The following is a 16,542-nucleotide window of genomic DNA, read 5'->3' on the forward strand; positions in this document are numbered from 1 at the left end:
GGGCGCCGTGGTGGCTATCTCAGTTCCCAGGTGAGAGGGAAGAGGTTCACTCGCGATTCAGATGGGTAGCGCCGCCTGCATCTCGGCGCGCAGCTCCGGAGTGAGGAACTCGCCCACCCGGGCAACCAGGAGGGCCATTTCGTAGGCGATCAGGCCAATGTCCGCCCCGGGGCTGGACAGGATCGCCAGACACGCACCGTCACCGACGGCCGTGACGAACAGGAAACCCTGCTCCATCTCCACGATGGTCTGCCGGACGCTCCCCCCACCGAAGAACCGCCCCGCGCCCCGGGCCAGGCTGTTGAAGCCCGACGCGACAGCGGCAAGCTGGTCCGCCGTCGCCCGGTCCATTCCCGCCGACGTGGCGAGCAGCAGACCGTCCGAGGAAAGCGCGATCGCGTAGGTGACCTCAGGCACCTTCTTCACGAGGTTGTTGAGCAGCCAGCTCATGTTCTCGGACGGCCCAAGCGGGCTCATCAGGTCACCTTCCTCTGATCGTCACCGTCACTGGAACCCTGCGCGTCCGCCAGTCCTCGGCCGAAGTTGGACTGGAAGGACGACATCATCGACCGGATTTCCTCCGGCGAGCGTGGCCCGGCCACCAGCGGCGGCGGGCTGGACTGCGCCGGACTGTCCCGACGCAGCTCGGGCGCCAGGTTCGCTCGGCGCGTCCGGCGCGGCAGCCCGACCTCGGTGGTCGGCTGCGGCGCGGCCTGGCCGGCCCGAGGCCCGCGGGTCCGGCCAGCTCCGCCCATCCCACCAGCGGGGGTGGCCGGGCCGAGCGAGTCCGCCGGAGCAGGCGGCGCCGGGAACAGCGGGCCACCGGGCTGGAGGTGGCGCGGCGAGGTCCGGTTCGGCAGGGCACCGAAGCGCGGGTCCGGCGCGCCGTCGGCGGGGTGCTGCGTCGGGGTCATGGGCGCCGAGTAGGCGGTGGGGAACGCCGGGCGCACGGTCGGGCCCGTCTCGGGCGCGGTCGGCGCGCCCAGCAGCGGCTCGCCCAGCAGCGGCTCGCCGAGCAGCGGGTCGTCCGGCGGCGGCACGACGGTGGTGACGGTGCGCCGCGGCCGGTCGGCGATGAACCAGCTGGACCGCACGGTGGCGAACACGGGCAGGTCGTCGAGCAGCGGCTCGTCGTCGCCCCGGGCAACCGGCCCGCCGAACATCGCCCGCGGGCCGGACTCGTCGCCCGGCAGCTCCGGCGGCACCGGTGGCATGGGGGTGGTCAGCGGCGGCGGGGCGGGAAGCTCCCCCGGGTCGAGCGTGCCCGCGGGCGCCGGCAGCGCGAGCGCCCCGGACGACACGCCCGCCGGCATGGCCAGCTCCGTGGTCATCGATCCCGGCTCGTCGGCCGCCAGCCCACGGTCGCCCGCCCGGCCGCCCGAGGTGGGACCGGCGTCCGCCGGCGGCAGGGCGAACATCCCGGCGCCGCGCCCGTTGGCGGTGCCGAGCTCCAGCGGCTCGTTGTCGCCCGCGAGCTCGCGGCCGCCCGCGCCGACGGCCGCGAGCTCGCGGCCGTCGACCAGGCCGCCGCCGGCGCCGACGGGAGTGAGGTCGTCCGGGACGGCGTCGTTCGGCCGCAGCAGCGTCCCCGGGATCAGGACGATCGCCATCGTGCCGCCGTAGGGCGAGGTGCGCAGCCGGACCTTGATGCTGTGCCGCTCGGCCAGCCGGCCGACGACGAACAGGCCCAGGCGCTCGGAGGTCGTCAGGTCGAACGGCGGCGGGTTCTCCAGCCGGTCGTTGAGGGACTTGAACTCGACTGGGCTCATGCCCAGGCCACGGTCCTCGATCTCGATGGCGAAGCCGTTGGAGACCTCGTGGCCGGTGACCTGTACCGGGGTGTGCGGCGGCGAGAACGAGGTGGCGTTCTCGATCAGCTCGGCGAGCATGTGGATGACGTCACCGACCGCGTGGCCGCTGATCGCGCCGCTGCCGACCGGCAGGACCTTGACCCGGGTGTAGTCCTCGACCTCGGCGACGGCACCGCGGATGACGTCCTTGATCGGGACCGGCCGGCGCCAGCCACGGGCGGGCTTGGAGCCGGAGAGGACGATGAGGTCCTCGGCGTGGCGGCGCATACGGGTCGCCAGGTGGTCGAGGCGGAACAGCTCCTCGAGCTCGTCCGGGTCGGTCTCCTTGCGCTCCAGCGCGTCGATGATCTTCAGCTGGCGGTGGATCAGCGCCTGGCTGCGGCGGGCGAGGTTGAGGAACGTGTCCCCGATGCTCTTGCGCATCGCGGCCTGCTCGACCGCGGTGCGCACGGCGACCTCGTGCACGGTGCCGAACGCCTCGGCCATCTGCCCGATCTCGTCGCGGGTGGTCGCCGGGACGGGGAACACCTCGTCCGCGAGGTCGACGGGCTCGCCGCGGTGCAGCCGTTCGACGACGTCGGGCAGGCTGTGGTCGGCGACCTCGAGCGCGCCCTCCCGCAGGCGGCGCAGCTGGCGGATCATCGGGCTCGCGACGAGCAGCGCGATGAGCACCGACAGCGCGAGGACGAGCGCGACAGCCAGCGAGTTGATCGCGGCCTGGCGGGTCGCCTGCGTCGAGATCCGGTCGGCGGTGGCGCCGAGGTCCGTGGCGATCCGGCGCTCGACGTCCTCCATCTTGGAGATCTTCTGCGCCGAGACGGTCAGCCAGGTCTCACGCTCGGTCGTCTGCCGCTGGCCGGTCATCAGCGCCTTGAGTACCGAGTCCCGCATGGTCGCGACGTTCCTGGCAAGCGGGGTGACCGTCGTCTCGTAGGCCTGGCGCTCGTCGGGCGTCGCCGTGACCATGAGCTGCGACAGCCAGCCGTCCTCGGTGCCGGCCTGGCCCTGGATCTGCAGGATCAGGTCCGGGTCGGACTGCTGCAGGAAGAAGATCCGGGCGATGTTGCCGCGCACCTGGGCGGCGGCCTCCTTCGCCCGCGAGATCGCCGTCAGCGTGGCTGCGCCCGAGATCAGGTCGGCGTTGCGGCTACCGGACGCGACCCGCGCGTCCAGCTCCAGCAGGTCGGTGATCAGGCCGTCGTAGTAGACGATGTCCTGCTGGAGATTGGCCTGCCTGCGATCCACCGTCTGGCGGTAGGCCGGCAGTTTGGAAAGCCGGTCGTCGATGCTCGCCAGCGTGCCACCCAGGCTGTTGCGCGCGCTCCCCGGCAGCTGCCGCGCGGCGGTGTTGTAGTCGCCGGCTGCTCGGTCGACGAGCGGACGGACATCGGTGAGAATCTGCTTGACGACGGCTGGCGGCGCCCCGTAGCCCGTACCGATGACGGTGTGCGAGCCATTTCGCTCGGTCTGCAGGGCGGCGATCAGGGCGTTCGCCTTGACGGCGAAGCCGGCGAGCGCCTTGGTTCGGTTCGCGGACGCGACGCTCTCGACGTTGCCGCGCACCTGTATAGCGCTGAGCACGGCCAAGGCCACCAAGGGGACGATGAGAATTACCACCAGCTTCGAGCGGATGGGCCAGTTCTGGAGCATCCGGTCCTCTCGTCCGACGCCCGACCTGCAGGGCGCCTTGGGTGCGGGCCACGTGTGGGGCGACTATGGGGGTGAACGGCGGGCCGCGCCGTCCGCGTAACTGTCGACTGGCCTCACCGGACGACGCGAGCGCACAGGTCGACCACGGTTTCGCGGTGGCCTCCCGGCCGCGTCGCATTGCCTGGAAGGTACGGGCAACTGTACTGACCCCCTGCATCCGCGAGATGACGGGGCATCGGCGAACGGCAACCGCGCGCACTGGAACGATCCAAATCGCATCGCTAGAACAACGGGGCACGGACACCGTTTTGCCAGTGGTGACCTGTCGTCACACACGGTAGTCCCCTTCGCCGGTCAACCATCTCACCCCCGACTCCGGCAGGACCGCCCAGGCGGCCACGAGAACGAACAAACCCGCAGGTCGAACAACGGAGTGGAATGGCGCGCCGTGGGTTCACGCCCCGCTCGGCCACCGTCTTCCCGATCGTCGCCGATCCGTACACGGGCTAATGAGCTTGGCCGCCCGCGCCTCCGTGACGGCGCTGGCCGTGATGGTGGTCACCTTCCCGACCCGGGGCTTCCGCCTCGCGCCGGAGGCGGATAAGGCGGACCGGTCGTGACGTGCACCTCCGCCATAGACCGCGTTGGCAGGACCTGAACACACCTCGCCGCGACCCCGGCGGTGCGGCGGACGCCGCTGCCCGGCTCACCGCCGCGAAACGGCCGTGAGCCGTCTCGTCCGATGTTGCGGACCACCCGTCGGTTCGTTGTGGACCAACAGCGAGAACGAAATCATTCCGGTAACGGCCACCCGGTCGCCGCTGGCGCCGAAGGGCTGGCTGGACGTCGGGCGGATCCTGGGCCGACGGCCGACGGCGGGCAGGGAGGCCCGGTGCCGTGGTCAGGTGCCTCGGTCAGGTGCCTCGATCCGGTGGCGGGCGCGCGGGCGCGCTCGGCCTGGCCGAGGCCGCCGGTCGCGTCGGGTGCGACACTGGGGACATGGCCGCCACGTCGCCGGGGAGGACGTCCCGTCCCACCTCGGCCATCCCCACCGAGGGCAGCCCGGCCGCCACCCGCGTCGCCGGTGCCCGTGCCCGCGGCGCGGACGCGGGCACCGGCCCGGCCCGGGACGAACCCAGCGCGGCCGGGAACGGCGCGCGCGAGGCCGAAAACAGCGCGGACAAGGCCGAAAACGGCGCGGGCGGACCCGCCGCCCTCAGCCCGCGCGAGCTACGTCGTCAGGAACGGCTGCGCGTCGGCAGGGAGCAGATTCTGGACGCGGCCGAAGAGCTGTTCGGCCGGCAGGGCTACCGCGGCACCAGCCTGCAGCAGGTCGCGAAACGGTGCGAGTTCTCCATCGGCGCTCTGTACCTGTTCATCGACAGCAAGGAGGAGCTGCTGCGCGCGGTACTCACCCGGCGCACGGCCGAGCTGATGGAGCTGATGGCCGGCTTCCTGACGGCCGAGGGCACCGGTGCAGAGCTACTGGCGCGGCTCGCCCGCACCCAGGTCGATTTCCACCGTCGTTACCCGGAGTTCGGTCGACTCTCGATCCAGATCATGTCCGCGCCCGGCGTGCCCGGAACACCCGGTTTTCGCGAGGGTTTCGCCCGCGGCTATGACGCGGCAATCGAGCTGGAGGCCGAGCTGTTCGTCAGGGGCCAGCGTGACGGCACCTTGCGACCCGGCGACCCCGGCTGCCTCGCCCGGCTGTTCTCGGCCATGGTCACCGCGTATCACGCAATGGACCCCGAGGTCTCCACGGATGGCGTAGCGCTTCCCGACGACATCTTCCTGTCCACCATCGCCGCCGCCTTCGCGCCGCCGCCGGACGGCCCGTCGACGCGTTAACCGGTCCGACGTTTTCTGTCCTCGCCGCCGGGATGCGGGACCCGGTCCACGCACGTGGCCGGCGATCTCCGCCCGGTGCCTCGACAGTCCTCGGATGACCATAGACCTAATATGTATAAGATAGACAAATCCGGGCACGGAGCGTTGCCGCGTTACCACGGTGAGCGCCAGCCGACGCCTCCCGGCCGCCCGCCAAACGATTGGCCTGCGGTCGCGGAGCGCATATCGTCATGTGCCGCGCGCGGGAGTCCAGGCACGGGGGCCCACGCCAGCCTCCTCTGGTCATCACCGTGGCAGCCAGCAACGGCCCGCGAGCGGGCGCCCCGGCAGAGCGGCCCCGCGCCCGCCAGCGAGCCATCGAGCCACCAGGAGTGGAGCGTCGGATGACCACCGCTGAGAGCGTCGACGACTTAGGCCAGAACCCAAGCGACAAGGACGAGACCCGCGCGGGCGGCGCCGCGGGGGCGCCCGGCGCCGGGGACGGTCCGCCGGCCACGATCCCGGCCGTGTTGGAGCGGGCCGCCCGGCTGTGGCCGGGTGACGAGGCGGTCGTCGACGGCGACGTCCGGCTGACGTTCTCCGAGCTCGCGGCCGCCGCCGACGAGGTGGCCCGGGCGCTGGTCGGCAGCGGTGTCGCGGCCGGCGACAGGGTCTCGATCTGGGCGCCGAACGGCTACCGCTGGATGGTCACCGCGCTCGGGATCTACCGGGCCGGCGCCGTCCTCGTCCCGGTGAACAGCCGGTTCAAGGGAGGCGAGGCGGCGGGGCTCCTGCGCGCGACCCGGGCGAGGATCCTGTTCACCGTCACCGACTTCCTCGAGACGGACTACGCGGCCGCGATCCTCGCCGAGCCGGACCTGCCGGACCTCGCCGAGGTCGTCGTGCTCGATGGACCGGCGAGCCCCCGCACCACCCGCTGGGACGACTTCGCCGCCCGCGCCGCCGCCGTTCCCGCCGAGGCCACCGCCGCCCGCGCGGCCGCGCTCACCGGCGACAGCCTCAGCGACATCATCTTCACCTCTGGCACCACCGGGAAGCCGAAGGGCGCGATGCTCGCCCACGGGCCGTCGACCCGGCTCTATACGGCCTGGGCGGACGTCATCGGTCTCGGCCACGGTGACCGCTACCTGCTCGTCTACCCGTTCTTCCACACCGCCGGCCTCAAGGCGGGCCTGCTCGCGACCATCCTGGTCGGCACGACGCTCGTCCCGTACCCGGTCTTCGACGTGCCCGCCGTGATGCGGCTGGTCGGCGAGGAGAGGATCACCATGCTGCCCGGCCCGCCGGCCGTGTACGAGACGATCCTCAACAGCGACCTGACCGGTTACGACCTGTCGAGCTGGCGGCTCGCCGTCACCGGTGCCGCCCCGGTGTCGGTCGAGCTGGTCCGCCGGCTGCGCGCCGACCTGGGCCTGCGCACCGTCGTCACCGGCTATGGCCTGACCGAGACCACGGGAACTGTCGCCATGTGCAGGCACACCGATGACCCGGAACTGGTCGCGCGCACCTCCGGCCGTGCGCTCGAGGGCGTGGAGATCCGCGTCGTCGACGACGCCGGCAAGGAGGTGCCGCGGGGCGAGCCCGGCGAGATCCTGGCCCGCGGGTTCAACATCATGAAGGGTTACCTCGACAACCCCGGGACGACCGCCGAGACCATCGACGCCGACGGCTGGCTGCGGACCGGTGACATCGGGGTGATGGACGACGGTGGCAACATCGCCATCACCGACCGGAAGAAGGACATGTTCATCGTCGGCGGCTTCAACGCCTACCCGGCGGAGATCGAGGGCATGTTGGCGGAGCACCCGGCGATCGCCCAGGTCGCCGTCGTCGGCGTCCCCGACGAGCGGCTCGGCGAGGTCGGCATGGCCTACGTCGTCTCACGGGCCGGCGAGCCGGTGCCGGAGCCCGCGGAGATCATCTCCTGGGCCCGGCGGAAGATGGCCAACTACAAGGCGCCGCGCTACGTCGAGATCGTCGACGCGCTCCCGCTCAACGCCACCGGGAAGGTCGTCCGCTACGAGCTGCGCGCCCGCGCCGCCACCACCGTCCGCCGCTCCTGAGCGCTCCTTCTGAGCACCCGGCCCACCCGTCCGGAACACCCGTCCCGAACTCCCGTCCGGAATTCCCGTCCCGAACACCCGTCGTGAGCCGGCCGCCCTCCAGGTGGCGGGCCGCCGGCTCCCGCGCGCACGATGGGATGCGAGGGTCCGGGGGGTGACCACATGGCGGACCAGGCTCACCACGACGGCAACGCCGGCGGCGCGCGACCCAGCGACACCCGGTCCGACGACAGGCGGTCCAACGACTGGCTGTCCGACGACCGGAGGGCCGACGACACGCGCCGCCCTGGTCTGACCGAGCCCGGCCAGGCCCCGGTGTCCTCGGTCTGTCCGCCGGCCGCCGAGCACCGACCGGACCCCCTGACCGACCCGCTCCCCGAACTCCCCACACCTGGCGACGATGGCGACCCCGGAGCCTGGCCGTGTCCGGACGAGTCCCCGCCCGGACACGGCCAGAGCGCCGGTGACCGGGCCGCGCACCATACCGGCGCCGCGGGGCAGACCGGCGAGGGCTGGCGGCTCGCCGGTACTGGCACCGCGGCCACCCGGCTCGCCTGGCCCGCGGCCGGTCCGGGGCCATACGGCTCCGGCCTGTCCAGCCCATACGGTCGCGACCCCTACGCCCAGTTCGGCGCCCGGCACTGGGACGAGCCTTCCCGCGGGGACAGCGGCATCGCCGACCAGGACGCCGATGACCACGACGCCCACGACGCCGACGCCCACGACGCCGCGGCCGGCGTGCACGCGGAGCATCCGCACCTGGCCGAATGGGCGGAACGGGCCGACCGCGCGGCCGAACGCGCCTGGTCCTGGTTCGGCAGGCTCGCCGACCAGGCCGCGGCCAGGCTGCCCGCCCACTCGCCGGAGACGACCGGCCCGCGGGAGATGCCGGCGCCGGCACCCGGGATACCGGCGGGCAGCCCGCAGGAGTCCCCGGCCACCGCGCGGTCCGGCGCCACCCCTTTGCCCGGCGCCACCCCACCCGGCGCACCCTCTGGCCGCCCCGCGAGCCAACACGTCGGTCCGGACCAGCCCGGCGACCAGGCCGGCGAGATCACCGTCGACCGTTTCGCGCCGCCTGCGCCATCGGTGCTCCCGCCCAGCGAGGTCCCGCCCAGCGAGGCGACCGTCGGCGCCCGGACCGTGCGACCGACGGTCGGCTACGCGCTGCACGGTGGCGAGGCGGACGCGCATCGGCTGGCCACGCAGTCCCGGGCGCTGGAGCCGGGCACGGAGGCGTTCCTGACCGGGCTGGGCCTGGGGCCGGGCTGGCGCTGCCTGGACGTGGGGTGCGGGCATGGCCAGGTCAGCGTGCTGCTGGCGGGCCGGGTCCGGCCCGGCGGGCGGATCGTGGGCGTCGACGGTGACCCGGCGTCGCTGCGGGTCGCCCGCCACAACGCGGCCCAGGTGGGTGCACGGGTCGCGTTCCTGAACGCGGACGCCGGCGGGCTGCCGGCCGCGCGCGGCCGATTCGACCTGGCCTACTGCCGGCTGCTGCTGGGGCACCTCGCGGACCCGATGGAGACGCTGCGCGCCATGGCCACGGCTGTCCGTCCCGGTGGTGTGGTCGCCGTCGAGGACGTCTACTTCACCGTCCCGACGACGCCGCCGCCCGACGACGCGCCGCCGGAGGTCCTGACCGAGCTCATCGAGCTTCTGACCATGACGATCCGCGCCCAGGGCGGCGACCCACAGATCGGCCCGCGGCTGCCCGCCCTCTTCAGCGCCGTCGGCCTGACCGACATCTCGGCCGGCCTCAGCGCCGCTCCGTTGCCGTTGGACTCGCCACTCCTGCTGGCCGAGGCTCTGGACGCGACCCGGGACGCGACCCTCGACGCGGGCCTCGCCTCCGCCGCCCATCTGGACGACCTGCGCGCCGCGCTGCTAGCCCTCCCCCGGCCGGTCCTCACCGCCACGGCCGGGACCGCCCGCCTCTACCAGGTCTCCGGCCGCCGCCCGCCCCGCACCTCGGCCCGGGCCGCCTGACACCTGTCCTCACGGCTACTCCTTCGAACGCTCCTCAGATAGTTGCCATGGACATTATTGCCATGTACTTTTTTTGTGTGAGCATGATCGAGCGGGCGACGACCGGCTTCCTGCTGTGGCGGGTGACGATGAAGTTCCGCGCCGGGGTGGACCGGGTGCTCGCCGACCTCGGCCTGACCCACGCGCAGTACTCGCTGCTCGCGTCACTCCGTGGCATGACCGGGGACTCGGGCGCGCGGCCCAGCCAGCGGGAGCTGGCGGATCACACCGGTCTCGAGCCGATCTTCGTGTCCAAGCTCGCCCGGGCGCTGGAGCAGGCCGGCCTGCTCACCCGCGCCACCAGCGACCGCGACTCCCGGGCCGTCGAGCTCGCGCTGACCCCCCAGGGCGTCGAGACCGCCACCGCCGCGGTCGAGCGGGTCCAGGGGCTGCACCGAGAGCTGCTGGCGCCCATCGGCGGCCCGGGAGGCGCCACCGATCACCAGCTCGCGGACACCCTGCGGACGCTCCTGGGCGCGCCGCCGCCCGCCGCCCGCACCGATCCCGAACGAGAACCATCACGACAGGTAGGGAGCAGGAACATGACCACACCAGCGGGGCCGCCGCCCCTGACCGGCCAGGACCTCGGCGAGGCCGAGGGCGCGGTGCACGGCCTTCTGGAAACGATCGTCGCCGGCACCGAGGTCAGCGCCGAGGAGTACGTCGTGCTGCGTGTCGTCACACTGCGCCCGCCGATGACGTTCCCCGAGCTGCGGGCGTTCCTGACGAGCCAGCGCCAGCTGCGCCGCGACGAGGACCAGGTCGACGCGCTGCTGCGCCGCCTCGATGGCGCGGGCCTGCTCACCGGACTCGACGGCGCCGGCCCGGTGAGCGTGACCGCGCGCGGGGCGAACCTGCACGCGGCCGTGTTCGCCTCGGTGCAACGGGTCGGCGGGCAGGTCTTCGGCGGTTTCGACCCCGCCGAGCTGGCGGTCACCAAGCGTGTCCTCGCCGAGGTCACCCGGCGGGCGCTGCGGCTGCGGACCGAGCTCGCGGCGGCCTGAGGCCCGCGGGGCGCGGGGCGCGGGACGCCGCCACCAGACCGGCCCGGGCCTCACACGCCGGCGTCAGAAACCTAGGGGGCCGGATAGGGGATCCACCCGACGCCTGACGGGCGCGGTCGGCGAGACAGTCACGGTGGCACACGGCGGACGTTCCGGGAGGGGGGGCGCCGCGAGCCAGCCGCGGGCACGAGACCCGCTGCCGCCGACAAGGAGGTCGCGCCATGGAAACCACGATCGACGAGATCGCACCGGACACGTTCCGGCTTTCGACCTGGGTCCCCGACGTCACGCCCGCCGGGTTCACGTTCAACCAGTTCCTGATCCGCGACGAGCAGCCGTTCCTGTTCCACACCGGGATGCGCGGGCTGTTCCCCCTGGTACACGCCGCGGTGACGAAGCTGGTGAAGCCGACAGACCTGCGCTGGGTCGGCTTCGGGCACGTCGAGGCCGACGAGTGCGGCGCGATGAACCACTGGCTCGCCGCCGCGCCGGACGCTCAGGTCGCGCACGGGGAGCTGGCCGTCATGGTGTCCGTCGACGACCTGGCCGACCGGCCGGCGCGGGCGTTCGCCGCCGACGAGGTGCTCGACACCGGCGGCCACCGGCTGCGGTTCCTGCCCACCCCGCACGTCCCGCACAACTGGGAGGCGGCGCTCTGGTACGACGAGACAACCCGGACGCTGCTCGCCGGCGACCTGTTCACCCATGTCGGCGACGGTCCGGCGCTGCTCGAGGACAGCGTGGTCGGCCCGGCGATGGAAGCCGAGGCCATCTTCCACTCCACCGCCGGCGGGCCAGGGCTGGTCCCGACGCTGCACCGGCTGGCCGATCTCGAGCCGACCACCCTCGCGCTGATGCACGGCTCCTCGTTCCGTGGCGACGGCGGCGCCGAGCTGCGCGCCCTCGCCACCGCCTACGCCGACGCCCTCGCCGCGGCCTGACGGAGGAGGTCAGGTCGAGGCGCCAGGAGGCGGGCCGTGGCGGGCCGCTTCCGCGAAGGCGGCGGCCTCGGCGCGGCCGCGCACACCCAGCTTGCCGAGGATCCGGCCCACGTGGTGCTCGGCGGTCTTGGGTGTGATGTAGAGCCGGGCGCCGATGTCGGCGTTGCTCAGACCCTGGCGGACGAGTTCCAGCACCTCACGCTCGCGCGCCGTCAGCGCCGCGAGCGCCGTCAGCAGCGAGTCCGGACGCCGCGCCGGGCCGCCGGCGGCCCGGCGGCCGGCCTGCCCAGCGGGACCGAGCGAGCGCAGCAGGGCGAGCGCCCGGTCCCTGCCGGGCGCGGCGCCTAGCCGTTCGAGGACGGCGAGCGCGAGCCCCGCGTCCACCGCCGCGTCGTCCGCCCGCCCGGCGGCGGCGTACGCGAGCGCGCACTCCAGGCCGGCGGTCGCCGCCAGCAGTGGCCGCTCGCCGCCGGCCAGCCGGGCCCGGGCGTCCTCGAACGCGGCGACGGCGCCGCCGTGGTCGCCTCGGCCGGCGAGCACCCGGCCGCGAGCGAGCGCCGCCCGAGCGGCGAGCACGCCGCCGTCCGCGGCGTGGGCCAGCTCGGCGAGCCGGCGCGCCGCGTCGTCCGCCGCGGCCAGGTCGCCGCGGGCCAGCTCGGCGCTCACCAGCAGGTCCAGCAACTCGCCGCCACGTACCCGGTCGCCGACGAACTCGCGCAGCCCGCGCCGCACGACGGCGGCGGCGACGTCGGCCTCGCCTCGGGCGAGGTGCACGGCGGCGCTCGGAGCCCGGGTCGTCGGCCGGTCGAGGTAGGGGACGATGAGCTCAGCGGCCTCGTCGACACGGCCCTGGGCGACCCGCATCGTCGCGAGCGCGGCGGCGGTGTCCGCGCGGTGGCCGTAGCCGGCCCACGCGCCGGCCGGCCCGAGGACCGCCAGCATCGCCTCCTCGGCCTCGGCCCAGCGGCCCGCGCCGCAGAGCAGCGAGCCGTAGGCCGCCTGGCAGTGGGCGTGCAGCACCCGCGGCCGGCCGCCGAAGCGGTCGAGCAGCGCGGTCCGGACCAGCTCGATCCACTCCTCGGCGCGAGCGAGGTCGCCGGCACGGTCGCAGGAGGACAGCAGCGAGCAGAAGCTGCGGCCGATCACGCCCGCGTCGCGCACCTCGCCGGCCGTGATCGCGACGAGCGCCTCGTCGAGGCGCGCGAAGCCATCCCGCGCCCGGCCGCGGCTGACGAGGGCCAGGCCGCTGTCAGCGAGCGCCCTCGTGTGCAGGTCGGGGTCGGCGAACTCGGCGGCGATCGCGAGGGCGCGCTCGGTGCCGCGCAGCAGGTCGTCGATGTCGGGCCGGTCGCAGGCTATCCGCGCGAGCTCCAGGTAGCCCCACTCCACGCACGGCCCGACCTGTTCGAGCACCCGCCGAGCGCGCGCTGCCCAGCCGTTGCCGACGGCCGGCTGGCCGAGCAGCCCGGCATACAGGTCGACGAGCTCGGTCGCGACCCGAGCCGCCGCGCGCGGCTCGCCGGCGTCGCGCAGCCCGCGGAAGGCGAGCTCCCACGCCCCGCGCGCCTCGTCGAGCCGGCCGTCGAGGTAGGCGAGCTGGCCCAGCAAGAGGTGCCCGGCCGGGTCGCCGACAAGCCTGGCGCGCCGGCGCGCCAGTTCCTCCGCCTCGGCGAAGGCGCCCCGCTCCAACGCGGCATACGCGTCACTTACGGCTGGCACGTCAGCCGATGCCGCCACCGCCCGGGCAACCGGTTGGACCTCGCCGGTCCGCGAGGCCGGGTCGACCGCGGTGGCTTCCTCGATCGTTACGCCCCGGGTGGCCCGGCTGGCGCCCTGGCCCATCACGGCCGGGTTGGCGCTTTGGCCCGTCGGCGAAGCCTTGACCACAATCCGATCATAGGACCGCCCGCCACGTCCGGCCGAGCCTCGCGACCCCCCGCCGGTTGGCGGCGGCCCGGCGATCCGGAGCACGGGCCGCAATGAGTGCGGGCGGCCGCGATCCGTGCTGGTATGAGGACGCTCGCGGCGGGGGTCAAGGGGCGTTCACAGAGACGAGGTTCGGCGTGGACACGGGTCTTCTGGGGCGGACGGCTGTCGTCACGGGCGGGAACTCCAACATCGGCCGGGGCATCGTGCTGGCGCTGGCTGCCGAAGGCGCGAACGTCGTGATCGCCGCGAGAGACGCGGCCGCGGGCGAGCGGGTGCGCGAGCAGGCCCTGGCCGCGGGCGCGAAGAACGCCGTGTTCCACTCCGTCGACGTCGTCGACCGCGCGCAGGTCGGCCGGATGGTGGTCGCGGTCGAGGAACGGTTCGGCGCGGTCGACCTGCTGGTGAACAACGTCGGCGGCAATGTCGCCTTCGCCTACTTCGTGGAGTCCGACCCGGACACCTGGCGCCGCGACATCGACCTGAACTTCACCAGCACCCTCAACTGCGCGCACGCCGTGCTGCCCGGCATGATCAACCGAGCCTCCGGGCGCATCATCAACATCGGGTCGACGGCGGGGCTGATCGGCGACCCGACGCTGGCCGTGTACTCGGCGATGAAGGGCGCGGTACACACGTTCACCAAGATCCTCGCCAAGGAGGTCGGGCCGCACGGGATCACCGTCAACGCCGTCGCCCCCTACGGCACGCTTCCCGACGACTGGGCGAACGACGTGAGCGCGGGCAGCCGCTGGCATGCCGACGGGGTCATCGCGAAACGGGCGAACGGCGGCGACTCGCCCAGCATCGGGCGCCGTACGGTCCTCGAACGGCAGACCGCGACACCCCGGGAGATCGCCGCCGCGGTCGTCTACCTGGCCTCCGACGCGGCCGCCTTCGTCACCGGCCAGATCCTCGCCGTCGAGGGCGGCACCCTCCTGGCCTGACAGGCGCAGGTCCGTACGTCAGGCGCATTCCTGTCGTCGAGCGCGTCCGGGCTGTTCGCGGATGACGTCGTCGATGGTGGTGGCGGTGATCGCGCGGCGGAACCACGTGTCAAGCTGGTCCAGGTCCGTACAGGAGTGGACCCGCCCGCGGACATCGTCGGGGACATTTATCCCGCGCTCCTCGAGCACGGTCAGGAGCATTCGCCCCGCGCCGAGAGCCTCACCCTCGGCCCTGCCTTCTGATTTGCCCTCGGCGTGAGCGCGAGCGGCGGTCTCGCCGAGCAGCTTGCTGCGGTACGGGCGACCAAGGGCGCTGTTCACATACATCTCCCACCGATCCCAGAGCGTCGCTGGCAGCCCAGCCAGAACGATCTCATGATACAAGGGCCTCTTCTTCGGGCCGAGCGCCCGCAGCGCCTCCGCGAGAGCGGGAAAGGCCGCCTCGATGTCGGCGTCCCCGCCGTGGCAGAGAACGGAGAACAGAGCCAGCGCCGGCTCGGCTCGCGCTCGCTCGATCTCGACCACCAACGGCACATCGCCCGGCGTGAACAGAAGCGGGCGCAGGTGCAGGCTTACACCGTCCGACTCGAACAGGTCCCGGTAACGGCGGGCCACCGTCGGGCCGGGGCAGTAGACCAGCAGCGCGGCATTGATCTCCAGCTCTGCCTCCAGGTGCGCCACGTAGGTCTTCCAGGTCCAGCGCTTGCCCGGGTCCCAGTCACGCTGGACCTCCAGCACCACCGACAGCAGTGACCTGTCGGTGGCATCGCACAGCAGCGTCATCCCGTCGGCGCGATAGGTGCTGGGAACCAGCTTCCGGACCTCGGTCGGCTGCGATCGGGCGTGGTGATAGTCCACCACCTTGACGTCGAAGAGCTTCTCCAGCAGCCAGACGAGGACCTCCGGATTCCGCTCGGCCAGCTCCAGCGGCGACTCATGTTCCCCACTCGGCATGCCGCCAACCATAAAGAGTATCGACAGGAAACGGCAAACACGGGATATGCCGCCTAAATCAATTCCGCCTTCTGCGGCGACTTACGCTCACCTATTCTTTCCCTGGCGAGAAAACAGCGCGACGAGCCTCCAACGAGCTTTCCCCGCGGAGGATTCAGGTTGGTGGTTCTCTGCGACGTCGCGTCGTCAAGGAAGCGGAAAGCCGCTGCTTGCGACCGGAAACCGGGTCACGGGGTTACCGCGTCGGTTCGGTCGCCCAGCGTCGAGGTGGCTGTGGTCGGGCGGTGCAGCCGCGGCGCGACGAGCTTCGCGGTCAGGTGCTCGCCCGCGACGACCGGCGGGTAACGCGGCGGGTCGTCCGGCCCGGTACACGTGGGCAGGCACTCGACGACGGCGTCGTGGTTGCCGTCGTGGAAGAACGCGATCGAACGGCGCCGGGTCGCGCGGCCGGCCACCGGCGCGGGCAGCACCACCCGGTGCACAGTCGAGCGCCAGCGGTCGTTGGTCCACTGGGCGAGCAGGTCGCCCAGGTTCACCAGCAGCCCGCCCGGCCCCGGGACGACCGAGTGCCAGACGCCGTCGGGGCCGACGATCTCCAGGCCGGGCACCCGGTCGCCGTAGAGGACGGTGAGGATTCCGTAGTCGGTGTGCGCGCCCATCCGGGCCGGCTCCCCGGGTTCGCCGGCGTCCGGGCGGGCGGCGGTCACGTAGCTCAGCGCGCGCAGGGTCTCGGTCGAGTGGTCGGTGAACGGGGCGAAGTAGCCCTCGGGAAGCCCGAGCGCGACGGCGAAGATCTCGGCGAGCCGGCGGGCGAGCCGGGCGACGGCGCCGAAGTAGGCGGTCAGTGCCGGGCGCAGCGCCGGAACCTCGTCCGGCCACAGGTTCGCGGCGAAGACGCCGTCGCGCTCGCGCTCGTAGACCGGGTCGCCGGCGGGCCAGCCCTCCGGGCCGGTGTTGAACGCCTCGAACGTGTCCGGACCGGCGTCGACGCCGAGGCTGTAGGCCAGCGACTCGGCGCGCGGCGGGCTGTAACCCCGGTTCGTCATGACGTCGGCGGGGACATAGCGCAGTTTCAGGCTCGCGGGCAGCGCCCAGAAGGTGTCGAGCGCGGCCAGCGCCGCCTCGATCGTCGCCGGCTCGATGCCGTGCCCGACGATCTCGAGGAAGCCGACCCGCCGACAGCCGTCGTCGACCTCGGCGGCGATCTCCCGGCGGCGGTCGGCGCCGCCGGCACGCCATCCGGACAGGTCGACCAGCGGGACCAGACCGGCCATCCGCACACCTCCGTCGTCCGGTCACCATCGCCTGCCGACGAAGGCGAATATAGGCAGGAAGACGCGGTCAGGCCTGGAGAAGTGGCCACCGTCGCG

General features: G+C 73.1%; 11 protein-coding genes. 6 read left to right on the top strand and 5 right to left on the bottom strand.

From position 1 onward, the window contains the following. Nucleotides 1-57: 57 nt before the first annotated feature. Both FRCN3DRAFT_RS0236135 and FRCN3DRAFT_RS0236140 read right to left on the bottom strand, forming a co-directional pair. Entirely contained in the window at nucleotides 58-477 is a 420-nt protein-coding gene (locus FRCN3DRAFT_RS0236135; protein ID WP_007514299.1) for a roadblock/LC7 domain-containing protein, read from the bottom strand. Then, complete coding sequence (locus FRCN3DRAFT_RS0236140; protein WP_007514300.1) at nucleotides 477-3,461, bottom strand: sensor histidine kinase; 2,985 nt, start codon at nucleotides 3,459-3,461, stop codon at nucleotides 477-479. Before FRCN3DRAFT_RS0236140 ends, FRCN3DRAFT_RS0236135 begins: the two co-directional genes overlap by 1 nt. A gap of 999 nt (nucleotides 3,462-4,460) precedes the next feature. Between FRCN3DRAFT_RS0236140 and FRCN3DRAFT_RS50210 the strand changes: the two genes are divergently transcribed. The 5 genes from FRCN3DRAFT_RS50210 (at nucleotide 4,461) to FRCN3DRAFT_RS0236170 (ending at nucleotide 11,345) form a co-directional block, all read left to right on the top strand. Beyond that, nucleotides 4,461-5,312, top strand: a complete 852-nt coding sequence (locus tag FRCN3DRAFT_RS50210; RefSeq protein WP_131803480.1) for a TetR/AcrR family transcriptional regulator — start codon at nucleotides 4,461-4,463, stop codon at nucleotides 5,310-5,312. A 383-nt stretch (nucleotides 5,313-5,695) separates the two neighbouring features. Then, a complete protein-coding gene (locus FRCN3DRAFT_RS0236155; protein ID WP_007514307.1) occupies nucleotides 5,696-7,375 on the top strand; it encodes a FadD3 family acyl-CoA ligase in 1,680 nt (559 codons plus the stop codon). 162 nt (nucleotides 7,376-7,537) lie between these two features. After that, entirely contained in the window at nucleotides 7,538-9,361 is a 1,824-nt protein-coding gene (locus FRCN3DRAFT_RS50215) for a methyltransferase domain-containing protein (protein WP_007514308.1), read from the top strand. An 83-nt stretch (nucleotides 9,362-9,444) separates the two neighbouring features. Continuing rightward, complete coding sequence (locus FRCN3DRAFT_RS55605) at nucleotides 9,445-10,404, top strand: MarR family transcriptional regulator (protein ID WP_063630332.1); 960 nt, start codon at nucleotides 9,445-9,447, stop codon at nucleotides 10,402-10,404. 221 nt (nucleotides 10,405-10,625) lie between these two features. After that, a complete protein-coding gene (locus tag FRCN3DRAFT_RS0236170; RefSeq protein ID WP_007514310.1) occupies nucleotides 10,626-11,345 on the top strand; it encodes an MBL fold metallo-hydrolase in 720 nt (239 codons plus the stop codon). A gap of 9 nt (nucleotides 11,346-11,354) precedes the next feature. On the opposite strand, the gene FRCN3DRAFT_RS47945 is transcribed toward FRCN3DRAFT_RS0236170, so the two are convergent. Beyond that, a complete protein-coding gene (locus FRCN3DRAFT_RS47945; RefSeq protein WP_051467411.1) occupies nucleotides 11,355-13,232 on the bottom strand; it encodes a helix-turn-helix domain-containing protein in 1,878 nt (625 codons plus the stop codon). A 176-nt stretch (nucleotides 13,233-13,408) separates the two neighbouring features. Here FRCN3DRAFT_RS47945 and FRCN3DRAFT_RS0236180 point away from each other — a divergent pair, with 176 nt between their 5' ends. Beyond that, nucleotides 13,409-14,218 (top strand): SDR family NAD(P)-dependent oxidoreductase, encoded by an 810-nt coding sequence (locus FRCN3DRAFT_RS0236180; protein ID WP_007516119.1) that lies wholly within the window; start codon nucleotides 13,409-13,411, stop codon nucleotides 14,216-14,218. A gap of 18 nt (nucleotides 14,219-14,236) precedes the next feature. Here FRCN3DRAFT_RS0236180 and FRCN3DRAFT_RS0236185 read toward each other — a convergent pair whose 3' ends face one another. Then, the gene (locus tag FRCN3DRAFT_RS0236185; RefSeq protein ID WP_027141251.1) at nucleotides 14,237-15,172 is read right to left on the bottom strand and encodes a hypothetical protein; all 936 of its coding nucleotides are present in this window, start codon (nucleotides 15,170-15,172) and stop codon (nucleotides 14,237-14,239) included. A 227-nt stretch (nucleotides 15,173-15,399) separates the two neighbouring features. Then, a complete protein-coding gene (locus tag FRCN3DRAFT_RS0236190) occupies nucleotides 15,400-16,446 on the bottom strand; it encodes an isopenicillin N synthase family dioxygenase (protein WP_007516121.1) in 1,047 nt (348 codons plus the stop codon). Nucleotides 16,447-16,542: the final 96 nt, after the last annotated feature.

It is taken from the genome of Pseudofrankia saprophytica, assembly GCF_000235425.2.
In the GTDB taxonomy this organism is placed as follows: Bacteria; Actinomycetota; Actinomycetes; order Frankiales; family Frankiaceae; genus Pseudofrankia; species Pseudofrankia saprophytica.

What these genes read in the sequence shown, in the direction of transcription:
- FRCN3DRAFT_RS0236135 (WP_007514299.1), bottom strand. Translation starts at nt 477, where the DNA reads ATGAGCCCGCTTGGGCCGTCCGAGAACATGAGCTGGCTGCTCAACAAC.
- FRCN3DRAFT_RS0236140 (WP_007514300.1), bottom strand. Translation starts at nt 3,461, where the DNA reads ATGCTCCAGAACTGGCCCATCCGCTCGAAGCTGGTGGTAATTCTCATC.
- FRCN3DRAFT_RS50210 (WP_131803480.1), top strand. Translation starts at nt 4,461, where the DNA reads ATGGCCGCCACGTCGCCGGGGAGGACGTCCCGTCCCACCTCGGCCATC.
- FRCN3DRAFT_RS0236155 (WP_007514307.1), top strand. Translation starts at nt 5,696, where the DNA reads ATGACCACCGCTGAGAGCGTCGACGACTTAGGCCAGAACCCAAGCGAC.
- FRCN3DRAFT_RS50215 (WP_007514308.1), top strand. Translation starts at nt 7,538, where the DNA reads ATGGCGGACCAGGCTCACCACGACGGCAACGCCGGCGGCGCGCGACCC.
- FRCN3DRAFT_RS55605 (WP_063630332.1), top strand. Translation starts at nt 9,445, where the DNA reads ATGATCGAGCGGGCGACGACCGGCTTCCTGCTGTGGCGGGTGACGATG.
- FRCN3DRAFT_RS0236170 (WP_007514310.1), top strand. Translation starts at nt 10,626, where the DNA reads ATGGAAACCACGATCGACGAGATCGCACCGGACACGTTCCGGCTTTCG.
- FRCN3DRAFT_RS0236185 (WP_027141251.1), bottom strand. Translation starts at nt 15,172, where the DNA reads ATGCCGAGTGGGGAACATGAGTCGCCGCTGGAGCTGGCCGAGCGGAAT.
- FRCN3DRAFT_RS0236190 (WP_007516121.1), bottom strand. Translation starts at nt 16,446, where the DNA reads ATGGCCGGTCTGGTCCCGCTGGTCGACCTGTCCGGATGGCGTGCCGGC.